The organism is Mycobacterium kyogaense (assembly GCF_003254575.1).
Lineage (GTDB): Bacteria > Actinomycetota > Actinomycetes > Mycobacteriales > Mycobacteriaceae > Mycobacterium > Mycobacterium kyogaense.
In genome coordinates this window covers 1-11,578 of record NZ_QJUA01000077.1, presented here as the reverse complement: position 1 = coordinate 11,578, position 11,578 = coordinate 1, and the positions used below count along the sequence as shown (strand labels likewise).

The window sequence follows — 11,578 nt, the reverse complement described above, 5'->3', positions numbered from 1 at the left end:
ACATCAGCCGTGGCAACGCACTGCTGCAAGCGGGGCCTGTGAAGCTGGCCGGGGTAGGGGGGTGGTTGGGCTGGGGCTTCATCCACATCGCCTTCCTGACCGGGGTGCGTAACCGGTTCAGCACCGTCGGCACCTGGATGGCGACGATCGCCCGGGCCAACCGCAGCGACCGCACGTTCATTTTGGGTGGGTCCGGGCATCCCGAAGAGCCCTACACCTGGGAATCGCCTGTGCACCAGAGCTACAACGCAGGCCCGGACAAGTCAGCGTAGAGGCGCGTCACGCAGACTCTCGCGGAGATCGACGAGGAGGTCCGCCGCTGCCTCGAAGTCCTGCCGCGGACCGTGGTCGCGCCACGACTCGACGATCGCGACCGCGACATCGCGCAGTTTCACGTTGCAGCTCTGCGACATGACCCGAAGGACGTCGAAGGCTGCGTCAGCATCGATGCGGAAGGTCTGCATCAACATTCCCTTGGCCTGTTCGATGACAGGTTGGCTAGCGAGTTTCTCCCGCAGCTGCGCGATCGTCTCGCACAGGTCGTCAACGTCGGCATCGTAAGTGCCCGACGTGGTGAGCGCGCCGGTCATCCTTCAGTTGTACGTCTGATGGATGCGCTAGGGCAACGATTGCGGTGTGCTTTTCGTTTTATGTCCCGCGCTGCTGCTTGCAGCCACGCTTCCGGCGCCCGAAGGTAGGCTCGGGCGGCATGGGCGAGCGCGTGACGATCGACCACGTCGAGTCGGTGATGCGGGCTTCTCGTGCGCTGGTGGGCATCACCGCCGCATCGATCATGACCGTCGACGACGTGGTGACCGTGCCCCAGGTCCGGGTGATGATGATGATCGCCACTCGGGGAGCCATGAACCTCGCCTCGGTCGCCGAGGGTCTGCAGGTCAACCCGTCGAACGCCAGCCGGATCGTGGACCGCCTGATCAAGATCGGCTTGCTCGATCGGCGGCAGGACTCCGTCGACCGTCGCAACATCTCGCTCACGCTGACCGGCGAGGGGCAGGCGCTGATCGGCAAGGTGATCCGCCACCGGCGCGCCGCGATCCGCCGAGCGTTGCGGGAGATGTCGCCGGAGCGGCGCGAACTCCTGGCCACCGTGCTCGAAGAGTTCGCCGCCGCGGCAGGAGAACCGGCGCAGGAGTATCGCCGCATGCTCGTCTAGTCGACGCCGGCTCGTCCGATCACGAGCGGACCGACGATCGGCGGCATCCCGCGCCAGGTCGCGTGCTCGACCTCCGGGGTGAGACCGCAGGCCGCCATCGCCCCGAGAGTGTCTCTGTTGCAGGCACATCCGCCCGCGAAGGCGCGCCACGGCCGCACCAACAGGTTCTGGCAGGCGGTCAACCACCGAGACCGCGCCCGAACGTGCTCGATGAACAACAGCTGCCCGCCGGGGGCGAGCACGCGGGCGATCTCGCGGAGCGCACGCTCGGGATCGGCGACGGTGCACAGCACCAGCGTCGAGACAACGGTGTCCACCGACGCATCGGGCAGCGGAAGGCGCTCGGCCGGTGCATCGATGATCTCGGCCACCCGGCCGAGACGCCGGGACCGACGAGCCAGCCTGCCCCGCATACCGGGCTCCGGCTCGGCCAGGATCAGCTCGTCGACCGTGGCGGGATAGAAAGGCAGATTCAGACCCGTTCCCGCGCCGATCTCGAGGATGCGGCCTGACGCCCGCGCCACCAGCTCACGTCGGCGTCGACGCATTCCCACGACCTCGCCGAGCCACAGGAACGGGTCGTAGAGCAGCGCCATCACCTGCAACCACGCCTGGTTCATGCGCCGAATGTAGGTGGGATCGGGGGAGTGCCGCATCGCCTGAATCGGCCATCGTGCTCGGATGGCCGAATTCGGTGATCTAGAGAAGGCCGCGGCGGGACGCCTCTGCGACGGCTGCGGTGCGCGACGGGCAGCCCAGTTTGTCGCGGATGTTCGCGACATGGCGGTGCACGGTGTGGGGGCTGATGGCCAGCTGTTCGGCGATCTCGCGGTCGCTGAGTCCGCGCGCCACGCAGCCCAGGACGTCCCGTTCGCGCGCCGACAGAAGTGTTGCCTGCGGCGGTGGCGTATCGCGCGTGGGAGCCGCAAGCCCGCCCCGGCAGGCTCGGACGACAGCGTCGACATCGCCGTGCCACGGAAAATGCGAATCACCCTGCAGTGGAACGAGAACAGCCCCGGGAATGGCTGCCGCCACCTCCCGACCCAGCCGGAACGGGACCGCGCGATCATCGCGGCGATGGACCACGGTCGTCGGCACCCGCACCCTCGGCAGGTGGGCGCTGACATCGAGCTCGTAGACCATGCCGAGCAGTGCTGCGGCCGTCTGCGCAGTGGCGGAATCCCGCTGCAGCCGCGTGAATCGCTCGTGCTCGGCGGTGTCGGCGCTGCCGAGGAAGATGTCGCTGAGCATGCGGGCACCCAGGCCCCAGTGCGCCTCGATCGCCGAGACGATGGCCTGGCCGACCTCGGGTGGGGTGAGCTGGTCGCCGCGCGCATAGGCCCCGTAGAGCACCAGCCGATCGACGCGCTCGGGATACATTGCGGCATAAGCGATTGCCGTCGCACTGCCTGAGGATCCGCCAAGAAGCGAGACCCGGTCGAGCTCTAGTTTGTCGCAGAGCGCCCGCAACGTGTCGACCTCGGCCTCGAGCGTCAGGTCGACGTCACGCACCTCCCGGTCGGACATCCCCACGCCCAGGCGGTCATAGCGGATCAGCGGGCGATCGTCGGCGACTCCCGTCCAGAACCGCTGCACATCGGGCTGCTGCCAGTCGAGCTCGAGATGGCTCACCCACCAGGCGGGAGCGATCAGCGGCGGCAGGGCACCGCGAAGCGGCCCGCGTACCTCGTACGCCAGCCGGCGGTCACCGACGCGCAGGAATTGCATCGCCTCGACGTGCCTGCCTCACGAGCTGAGAACGTACACCCGGAAATGGTCTACGTGACGGGGATTCCGACCTCGTCACCGATACCGACGATCCCGCCGGTGACGACGTCGGCGTAGAGACCCGCGCAAGGGAGGACTCCGAATTCGCCCGCCTGGACGCGGTTGTGTTCGAGCGTGTGACGAACGGCCTGTGCGGACCTGGGAAGCGAACCATGCTCGAGCGTGGGCACCGAGCATCGCGGCGTGGGAAGTGTCCCCCGCAGCTGAACCTCCCCACCGAGGCTGAACGTGACACCGACCCAGTCGTTCTCCACGAACGGCGGGCAGTCGGGCGGGGTCTCGATCACGATGTTCGGTCGATAGCGCACGGCGTCAGCACGGTCCATTCCGATGGCGTCGAGAGTGGCGGTGGTGATCAGGTGCACGGGGGAGTGGTCGACGAAGGCTCCTCCCGGTGTGCCCTGCGCGATCTCGAGGATCTCGGCCTCCATGTCGGCGTCGATGCCGTGGGTCAAGACGTCGACCGGATCGGAGCGCTCGACGGTGGCCCCAGCGCTGCGTTCGTCAGCCAGATACACGCGCCGTCTCACCACCTCCGACACCGCCTCGGCCGACTGCTCGACCGCCACGGCGCGGCCGTCGGGCAGGGTGAGCACGACACCGCTGTCCCCGGTGGCCGCCGAGCAGTGCAGCAGCCGACGCCACAGGCGAGGGTTCTTCGCCGTGGCCACCCGCCCCGTCTCGTCGTCGACGAATGCAAACCTGCGGTCGCCGGCGACACCCAGGGGGCCGAGCTCGAGGCGGGCACACTCCTCGCCGAGTACGGACTTCACGGGATAGCGGCGCAGGGCGGCCACCCGGCCGCTCGGAACGGTGGTCATCGTCTGCGCCAGCGTACGGGGCACGACGTGTCGTCAGCGGGCATGCGCGATGGCGAACAACCCGACGACGCCGACGACGTAGATGACGAGAACCGCCAGCGAGTCGACGCCCATGCGCGCGATGCGGCGTTGCGGGCGAAAGAGCAGACCGGTCGCGTAGCCCAGCGTCAGCACGATCGCCAGGGCGGTGAGGTAGATGTCGGTGCGCTGCGCCTGGGGTAGGACGGCGTCACCTGACAGCAATGTGGCCATCAGGAACAGCACGGGCAGAAAGGCGTTCCCGCCGAAGATGTCGGACACCGCAAGCTGGAAGTCGCCGTTGCGCACGGATGCCAGGCCCGTCGACAGCTCAGGCAACGACGTCGCGGCAGCCAGAATCGTCGCACCGAAGAGCACTCCGGACAGGCCGATACCGTCGGCGATCGCGTCGCCGCTGCGTTCGAGGACGACGCCGGCCACGAGAGTCACCACCGCGGCCAGGCCGAAGATCAGCGCCGATTTCGCCGTGCTGATGCCGCGTGTGGTCGCCTCGCGCTCATTGCTGGCCGTGCTGTGGCCGCGGGGTTTGTCCTGACCGTCGGGAGGTTGGCCCGATTCGTGCCACGGGAGTGACTGCCCGGCCCGACGCAGCAGCAGCAGCCCGCCCACCCAGACCACGAGGATGAGCAGTGCGGCCGGCGTCACGCGCCAGACGATTAACGTGCCCGGCAGTTGGGTTCCTGCGATGACGATCGCCAGGACAGCCACCACCAACGCGGCCTCGAGCACCAGCACCAGTGAGGCCGCGCGGTAGGTCAGAGGCCGCGGTCCCCTCACCCCGAACGCGTCCAGCGCGACCAGGACCACGGTCTGGATGGCGATACCACCGAGAATGTTGCCGACCGCGACCCCGAGATTGCCCGACAGCGAGGCGCTGGCGACGATCGCGATCTCGGGCAGATTGGTGGCGATGGCCAGCAGGATCAGGCCACCCAGCGCTGATCCGAGATGAAGCCGAGTGGACAGCACGTCCGTCTGGTTCGACAGCGAGATGCCGGCGACCCAGATCGCCCCGGCCGCCGCGGCGAAGGTCAACAGCAACGCCCACATCGGCCAACCGGACACAGGTGTTTCCTCTCGGGTTGCGGTGGTGGGGCAGGCGTACCCGGTCCGTCGGCGAGAAACCTGTCAAGTTCCTGAAAGCCCGGCGCCCGTGAGGATTCGGGCGAACGCCGGCGACGTCGCGGCCCGATGTTGTGCGGTACGGTCCCGTGTCGTACCGTCAACGAAGTTGATTAGTGATCCTAGCGATCTCCGGACGGTCCGCGCCTGGTCGCCGCTCCTGAAAGGCCAACGCATGCAGCGGGATTCGTTCGCTCGGCGGCTCGGGCGACGGTGGCCGTGGATCGTCGCGGTCGTCGTGGTCGCGGTGGCCGGTTTCACGGTGTACCGGCTGCACGGGATCTTCGCCTCGGGCGATGTCACGGCGACGCCCAGCGGATCGGACAGCCAGATCGTGCCGTTCAACCCCAAACACGTGGTCCTCGACGTCTTCGGTCCACCCGGAACCACCGCCACGGTCACCTACCTCGACGTGCACGCCCAGCCGCAGAAAGCGCTCGGCGTGGCCCTGCCCTGGTCCTACGACGCCATCACCACCGACCCCGCCGTCTTCGTCAACGTCGCCGCCCAAGGTGACAGCGACTCCATCGGCTGCCGCATCACGATCGACGGCGAGGTCAAAGACGAGAAGCAGGTGAACACGCTGAACGCCTACACCTTCTGCCTGGACAAGTCCGGATGAGCACTCCGATGTCCTGGCGGTCCGTCCCGGATCTGATCCGGCGCTTCTCGGTGCTGATCGCGCTGTTCTGGCTCGTGACGGCCGTCGTCACCAACGTGTTCGTCCCCCAGCTTGAGACGGTCGCCGAGGCCCACAACGTGTCGCTGAGCCCCAAGGATGCGCCGTCGCTGCAAGCCAGCAAGCGCATCGGCAAGGACTTCGGCGAATACGACTCCGACAGCTCCGCGATGATCGTGCTGGAAGGCGATCAACCCCTCGGTGCCGACGCGCACCGCTACTACGACGGGCTCGTCGCCAAGCTCCAGCAGGACACCGCCCACGTCCAGCACATCCAGAACTTCTGGGGCGACCCGCTCACCGCGGCGGGTTCGCAGAGCTCGGACGGCAAAGCCGCCCTCGTGCAGGTGTTCCTGGCCGGAAACCAAGGCGAGTCACTGGCCAACGAGTCCGTCGACTCGGTGCGCGACATCGTCGACAACACACCGGCCCCGCCCGGCGTCAAGGCGTATGTGACGGGCCCGGCACCACTGATCACCGATCAGTTCGAGGTCGGGCGCCAGGGCACGCTGAAGACCACGCTGATCACGATCGGCGTCATCGCGATCATGCTGATGGTCTACTTCCGGCGCCTCACCACGGTGTTCTTCGTCATCTTCACGGTGATGATCGAATTGACCGCGTCCCGCGGCGTGGTCGCCGTGCTGGCCAACGCCGGCATCATCGAGCTGTCCACCTACTCGACCAATCTGCTGACCCTGCTCGTGATCGCGGCCGGCACCGATTACGCGATCTTCATCCTCGGCCGCTTCCACGAGGCGCGCTACAGCGGGCAGGACCGCGTCGCGGCGTTCACGAGCATGTACCACGGCACCGCACACATCATCCTGGGCTCCGGCCTCACCATCGCCGGAGCGGTGCTGTGCCTGACCTTCACCCGGTTGCCGTACTTCCAGAGCCTCGGGGTGCCTGCGGGCATCGGCGTGCTCGTCGCCGTGGTGGCCGCGCTGACGTTGGCGCCCGCGCTGCTGTCGATCGGCCGGCATTTCGGACTCTTCGAACCCGCCCGGCCGATGAGCACGCAGGGTTGGCGGCGCATCGGGACCGCGATCGTGCGCTGGCCGGGTCCCATCCTGGTGGCCACTGTCGCGATCGCGCTGATCGGCCTGCTGGCGCTGCCCAATTACAAGACCAACTACGACAACCGCACCTACATGCCCGCCGACTCCCCGGCGAACGTCGGCTACGCGGCCGCCGAACGGCACTTCTCCCAGGCGCGCCTGGAGCCCGAACTGCTGATGGTCGAGGCCGACCACGACCTGCGCAACCCCACCGACATGATCCTGCTCGAGCGGGTGGCCAAGGCCGTGTTCCATACCGACGGCATCGCGCAGGTGCAGTCGATCACCCGCCCACTCGGCACCCCGCTGGACCACACGTCGATTCCGTTCCAGCTCAGCGCCAGCAGCGCCGCGCAGATCAACTCACTGCCGTTCCAGCAGGCCCGCACCGCCGATCTGCTCAAACAGGTCAGCGTGATCAACGACGGAATCAACACGTTGCGCCAGCAATACGCGCTGCAACAACAGTCGGCTGCGGTGACCGACGAGCAGACCCGAGCATTCGCGCAGACCGTCGCGACCGCACAGGATCTGCGGGACAAGATCGCCAACTTCGACGATTTCTTCCGGCCGATCCGCAACTACTTCTATTTCGAGCCGCACTGCTACGACATCCCGATCTGCTGGGCGCTGCGGTCGCTGTTCGACGCCCTGGACGGCATCAACGACCTGACCGACCAGCTCGCCAACGTCGCCGGGAGTATCGCGAAACTCGATGCGCTGCAACCGAAGTTGCTGGCCCTGATCCCTCCGCAGATCAGCAACCAGGAGACCAACCGCAATCTGACGATGACGAACTACGCGACGCAGTCCGGTCTGAACGACCAGAATTCGCGGGCCTTGGAGAACTCCACCGCGTTGGGCCAGGCCTACGATGCGTCCAAGACCGACGATTCGTTCTACCTGCCGCCGGAAGCGTTCACCAATCCCGAATTCCAGCGTGGGCTCAAGCTTTTCCTCTCACCCGATGGCAAAGCCGCCCGAATGATCATCACCCACGAGGGCGATCCCGCCACCACTGAGGGAATCTCGCACATCGACTCGATCCGGCATGCGGCAGTCGAAGCCGTCAAGGGCACCCCGCTGGCCGGCTCGCGGATCTTCATCGCCGGTACCGCGGCTACCTACAAAGACATCGCCGACGGCGCGAAGTACGACCTGATGATCGCGGGGATCGCGGCGATGTGTCTGATCCTGCTGGTGATGGTGTTCATCACGCGCAGCATTGTCGCGGCGTTCGTCATCGTCGGCACGGTGGCACTGTCCCTGGGCGCGTCGTTCGGCCTGTCGGTGCTGATCTGGCAGGACCTCCTGGGCATCCAGCTGTACTGGATCGTGTTGGCGCTGGCCATCATTCTGCTGCTGGCCGTCGGCTCCGACTACAACCTGCTGCTCATCTCGCGCTTCAAGGAGGAGATCGGGGCAGGACTGAACACAGGGATCATCCGCGCGATGGCGGGATCCGGGTCGGTGGTGACGGCGGCCGGGCTCGTCTTCGCGGCCACGATGGCGTCGTTCCTGTTCTCCGATCTGCGCATCCTGGGTCAGATCGGCACGACGATCGCGCTCGGGCTGCTGTTCGACACCCTCATCGTGAGGTCGTTCATGACGCCGGCGGTGGCGGCCCTGCTGGGCCGCTGGTTCTGGTGGCCGCTGCGGGTGCGGCCGCGGCCGGCGAGTGCGATGCTGCAGCCCTACGGGTCACGCGCGGCGGTGCGGCAACTGCTGCTGTGGGAGGACGACGACCCGGCGGTCAAGCACGCGAAGTAGCCGGGGTCAGACGTGGGCGGGTTCGCGCTGCTCGATCGGTTCGGTGTCGAGCACCTCGACGTCGCGCAGGTTTCCCTTGAGGGCGGCGACGCGGCGGAGCTGGTTGGCCATGTTCATCGACGTCAGCATCGGGATACCGCCGATGAACGTCCGGAACGACGGGTGCCCGCCGTCCAGATGCAGGACGAACAGACACCCGACGACGTAGAAGAAGCCGAGCGTGAACAGTGCGGCAGGAATCGCGTAGGCGAGCGGCGAACGGGCGTCTTGGATCAGCTCGGCCGCGTAGTCGGCTTCGTCACGTGTGAGGGGTTGCTTCTTGCGCAGCTTCGCCAGCACCTCTTTATGGGCACCGACGACATCGCCGAGGGGATGCGACGTCTGCCGTTCGAGCCGTCCGACGTACACGAAAACACAGGTGGCAAAAACGATTTCGGCGACAGCGGCAAGCACCGACAGATCGCCCCACAGACCCAGGTCCACGGTGGAACTCCTCACGCTCACCGAAAAGGTTACCCGGGCTAACTGATTCTGACGCACGCTCACAGCAATGACACAGGAAGCTTCGGACCGGGCCGTCTTCTGCAACATCGGTACCCTCGCGGGGGATTCCCCTCACGAAAGGCGACCCGTTGTCGACACAATCCGCGACAGCTGTGGATGGCATTGCCGGCTGGACGGTCGAGCTGATGGAGCGATGGGGCGGGCTCGGCGCGGGCATCGCGATCGCCGCCGAGAATCTCTTCCCCCCGGTACCGAGCGAGGTGATCCTGCCGATGGCAGGCTTCGCCGCCCGTCTCGGTGACCTCTCCCTGGCCGAGGCGATCGCGGGTGCCACGGCGGGCTCCCTGGTCGGCGCCTGGCTCCTCTACGCGCTCGGGGCGTGGCTCGGACATGACCGGATGCGGGCGCTGATCCTGCGGATCCCGCTGGTCGACGCCGAAGACGTCGACAAGACCACAGCGTGGTTCGGCAAGCATGGGGCCAAAGCGGTGCTGTTCGGCCGCATGATTCCGCTGTTCCGCAGCTTCATCTCGATCCCGGCGGGCGCGGAACGCATGAACTTCGCGTTGTTCACGGTGCTGACCCTGCTGGGCAGCCTCGTCTGGAACAGCGCCTTGATCGGCGCCGGCTACCTGCTCGGAGCCAACTGGCACGCCATCGACCCGTACACCGCCATCCTGCAGTATCTGGTGATCGGCGGGGTCCTGCTCTGGCTGGCGCGGTTCGTCATGACCCGCCGGGCTCGTCGTTCGCAGCCTTGAGGTGCGCGGCGGCCGCGATCTTCAGATGCGTGAGGTCAGAGGCCACCGACGCGAACGTGTAGCCCTCACCCAGCCGGCGCGACGCAGTCGCTCCGTCGGGGGTGTGGATGCCGGCGGCGATGCCTGCCGCGGCAGCGGCTTCGCGGACCCGCACGAGCGCTGCCTCGAACTCGTCGTCGACAGCAGGGTCCTGCGAATGCGCGCCGCCGACTGCGATCCGTAGGTCGGACGGGCCCACGTAGACGCCCGTGAGGCCCTCGGTCGCGCAGATCTCCTCGACGTTCGCCAGGCCCTGGGGTGTCTCGATCATGGCGAGGACGACGGTGTCGTTGTTCGCGACCGCCGGAGTGGGGCCGATGCGCAGCTGGGCACGCATGGGTCCGTAGGACCGAATGCCGGCCGGCGGATAGGTGGCCGCCGCGACGGCTGAGGCGGCTTCGGCCGCGGTGTTCACCAGCGGCACGATGACGCCTGCCGCACCCGCGTCGAGCGCTCGGCCGATGGGCGTGGGGTCGTTGGCTTCGACGCGAACCATACCGACGGGTCCTCGGGCAGCGTCGACGGCGGTGAGACCCGCCACCATGCCCGAATAGCCGATGAGGCCGTGCTGCAGATCGAGCGCGAGATAGTCGTAGCCGACGTAGGCCAGCCATTCGTGGGCCACCGGGCAGTCCAGCACCGACCAGTAGCCGATCAGGCGTTCGCGGCGGCGCATCCGAGATGCGAATTCGCTTGCGGTCATGGGTTCGTCCTCAGCGGTTGTAGTTCGGCATGGCTCCGCGCAACGCAGCGCCGACGTCGTCGCACTCCGCGACCAGGTCGGCGTCGAGTGGGCCGGCGGCGATCGCATCGATGTTGGCTTGGAGGTGTCCGACCTTGGAACCGCCCAACAGGATAGGTCCCGCCGCCGGCTTGCTCACCAGCCACCGCAGGGCCAGCTCGGTCATCGGCATGCCGGCCTTCTCGGCGAGCGTGGCGAGGTCGCCGATGGCGTCGAACACCGCGGCATTCCAGTACCTCTGCTTGTACATCGCGGCGAGCCGCGAATCGCCGAAGCGGCCCTCCGCTGGATCGGCGTCGAAAGTGTGCTTGCCCGTGAGCAGTCCGCCGCCCAACGGGTTGTACACCATGGTCACCAGGCCGGTCACGGCCGCGAACTCGGCGTATTCGTCTTCGATGCGGCGAGCGATGAGGTTGTAGACCTGCTGGGCCACGATCGGGCGCGGCGCGCCCACTTCGTCGGCGAGATGGTTGATCTCGGCGATCTGCCAGGCCGCGTAGTTGGACACACCGAGTGCGCGCACCTTGCCCTCGGCCACCAACTCGGCCACGGTGGCCAGAGTGTCGCGCAGCGGCACAGCCCGATCGGGCTGGTGGAGGTAGAACAGGTCGACGCGGTCGGTGCCGAGGCGGGCCAGGCTGCCGTCGAGGCTGGCGCGGAGCCCGGCGGGCGAGAGCGGCGAGTGGTCACCGGAATCCGGATGGAAGATACCCGCTTTGGTGGCCAAGGCGACGTCGTCGCGACGACCACGCAGCACCCGGGAGAGGATCCGTTCCGATTCGCCACCGGCATAACCGTTGGCGGTGTCGATGTGGGTGATCCCTGCCGCCAGAGCGGCATCGACCATGTCTGCGGCCACCCGCTCGTCGACGGTGTCCCCAAACGTCATGGTGCCCAGGACGGGCCGGGTGAGGTCGAGCTCGGTCATCAGGCAGCTCCTCGGGAGGTGGGGGTGGCGGTGCCGGTTGCACCGAGACGCGAGACCACGTTGCGCGGTTTCACACCGACCATCGTGGTGGGATCGAGCGCCGCGGCCCGCAGCGCGGCGGTGTAGGGCTGGGTCGGGCGGGCCAGAACC

The 11,578-nt window shown here is 67.4% G+C and carries 12 protein-coding genes and 1 pseudogene; 5 read left to right on the top strand and 8 right to left on the bottom strand.

The window, feature by feature from the left end:
* Positions 1 to 272, top strand: a pseudogene (locus DMB80_RS27175) (NAD(P)/FAD-dependent oxidoreductase); the annotation flags it as partial.
* On the opposite strand, the gene DMB80_RS27170 reads toward DMB80_RS27175, so the two are convergent.
* A complete protein-coding gene (locus DMB80_RS27170; RefSeq protein ID WP_111512668.1) occupies positions 264 to 590 on the bottom strand; it encodes an ANTAR domain-containing protein in 327 nt (108 codons plus the stop codon). The pseudogene DMB80_RS27175 and the gene DMB80_RS27170 overlap by 9 nt on opposite strands.
* 119 nt (positions 591 to 709) lie before the next feature.
* Between DMB80_RS27170 and DMB80_RS27165 the strand changes: the two genes are divergently transcribed.
* On the top strand, positions 710 to 1,174 hold the full coding sequence (locus DMB80_RS27165) for a MarR family winged helix-turn-helix transcriptional regulator (protein WP_111512667.1): 465 nt from the start codon (positions 710 to 712) through the stop codon (positions 1,172 to 1,174).
* On the opposite strand, the gene DMB80_RS27160 is transcribed toward DMB80_RS27165, so the two are convergent.
* From DMB80_RS27160 to DMB80_RS27145, 4 genes are all read right to left on the bottom strand, one after another.
* Entirely contained in the window at positions 1,171 to 1,794 is a 624-nt protein-coding gene (locus DMB80_RS27160; protein ID WP_162938729.1) for a class I SAM-dependent methyltransferase, read from the bottom strand. The two genes, DMB80_RS27165 and DMB80_RS27160, sit on opposite strands and share 4 nt — an antisense overlap.
* A 79-nt stretch (positions 1,795 to 1,873) precedes the next feature.
* Positions 1,874 to 2,902, bottom strand: a complete 1,029-nt coding sequence (locus DMB80_RS27155; RefSeq protein WP_111512665.1) for an alpha/beta fold hydrolase — start codon at positions 2,900 to 2,902, stop codon at positions 1,874 to 1,876.
* A gap of 50 nt (positions 2,903 to 2,952) precedes the next feature.
* A complete protein-coding gene (locus DMB80_RS27150; RefSeq protein ID WP_111512670.1) occupies positions 2,953 to 3,783 on the bottom strand; it encodes an MOSC domain-containing protein in 831 nt (276 codons plus the stop codon).
* Between the two features lie 33 nt (positions 3,784 to 3,816).
* Positions 3,817 to 4,887 (bottom strand): sodium:calcium antiporter, encoded by a 1,071-nt coding sequence (locus DMB80_RS27145; protein ID WP_205538967.1) that lies wholly within the window; start codon positions 4,885 to 4,887, stop codon positions 3,817 to 3,819.
* 232 nt (positions 4,888 to 5,119) lie between these two features.
* Here DMB80_RS27145 and DMB80_RS27140 point away from each other — a divergent pair, with 232 nt between their 5' ends.
* Both DMB80_RS27140 and DMB80_RS27135 read left to right on the top strand, forming a co-directional pair.
* Positions 5,120 to 5,566 (top strand): MmpS family transport accessory protein, encoded by a 447-nt coding sequence (locus DMB80_RS27140; RefSeq protein WP_046365372.1) that lies wholly within the window; start codon positions 5,120 to 5,122, stop codon positions 5,564 to 5,566.
* Positions 5,563 to 8,454, top strand: coding sequence for an MMPL/RND family transporter (locus DMB80_RS27135; RefSeq protein ID WP_240431415.1), 2,892 nt, complete (start codon positions 5,563 to 5,565; stop codon positions 8,452 to 8,454). The genes DMB80_RS27140 and DMB80_RS27135 overlap by 4 nt, the downstream gene beginning before the upstream one ends.
* 6 nt (positions 8,455 to 8,460) lie before the next feature.
* Here DMB80_RS27135 and DMB80_RS27130 read toward each other — a convergent pair whose 3' ends face one another.
* A complete protein-coding gene (locus tag DMB80_RS27130; protein WP_111512663.1) occupies positions 8,461 to 8,937 on the bottom strand; it encodes a hypothetical protein in 477 nt (158 codons plus the stop codon).
* 149 nt (positions 8,938 to 9,086) lie between these two features.
* Between DMB80_RS27130 and DMB80_RS27125 the strand changes: the two genes are divergently transcribed.
* Entirely contained in the window at positions 9,087 to 9,719 is a 633-nt protein-coding gene (locus tag DMB80_RS27125; protein WP_111512662.1) for a DedA family protein, read from the top strand.
* Here DMB80_RS27125 and DMB80_RS27120 read toward each other — a convergent pair.
* Complete coding sequence (locus tag DMB80_RS27120; RefSeq protein WP_111512661.1) at positions 9,685 to 10,461, bottom strand: HpcH/HpaI aldolase family protein; 777 nt, start codon at positions 10,459 to 10,461, stop codon at positions 9,685 to 9,687. The two genes, DMB80_RS27125 and DMB80_RS27120, sit on opposite strands and share 35 nt — an antisense overlap.
* Before the next feature lie 10 nt (positions 10,462 to 10,471).
* Positions 10,472 to 11,428 carry an aldo/keto reductase gene (locus tag DMB80_RS27115; protein WP_111512660.1) on the bottom strand — a complete coding sequence of 319 codons (957 nt, stop codon included), beginning with the start codon at positions 11,426 to 11,428 and terminating at the stop codon, positions 10,472 to 10,474.
* Positions 11,429 to 11,578 lie beyond the last annotated feature (150 nt).

Excerpts from the sequence above, each read along its gene's own strand:
- DMB80_RS27155 (WP_111512665.1), bottom strand. The coding sequence starts at position 2,902 with ATGCAATTCCTGCGCGTCGGTGACCGCCGGCTGGCGTACGAGGTACGC.
- DMB80_RS27140 (WP_046365372.1), top strand. The coding sequence starts at position 5,120 with ATGCAGCGGGATTCGTTCGCTCGGCGGCTCGGGCGACGGTGGCCGTGG.
- DMB80_RS27160 (WP_162938729.1), bottom strand. The coding sequence starts at position 1,794 with ATGAACCAGGCGTGGTTGCAGGTGATGGCGCTGCTCTACGACCCGTTC.
- DMB80_RS27170 (WP_111512668.1), bottom strand. The coding sequence starts at position 590 with ATGACCGGCGCGCTCACCACGTCGGGCACTTACGATGCCGACGTTGAC.
- DMB80_RS27115 (WP_111512660.1), bottom strand. The coding sequence starts at position 11,428 with ATGACCGAGCTCGACCTCACCCGGCCCGTCCTGGGCACCATGACGTTT.
- DMB80_RS27165 (WP_111512667.1), top strand. The coding sequence starts at position 710 with ATGGGCGAGCGCGTGACGATCGACCACGTCGAGTCGGTGATGCGGGCT.
- DMB80_RS27120 (WP_111512661.1), bottom strand. The coding sequence starts at position 10,461 with ATGACCGCAAGCGAATTCGCATCTCGGATGCGCCGCCGCGAACGCCTG.
- DMB80_RS27135 (WP_240431415.1), top strand. The coding sequence starts at position 5,563 with ATGAGCACTCCGATGTCCTGGCGGTCCGTCCCGGATCTGATCCGGCGC.
- DMB80_RS27150 (WP_111512670.1), bottom strand. The coding sequence starts at position 3,783 with ATGACCACCGTTCCGAGCGGCCGGGTGGCCGCCCTGCGCCGCTATCCC.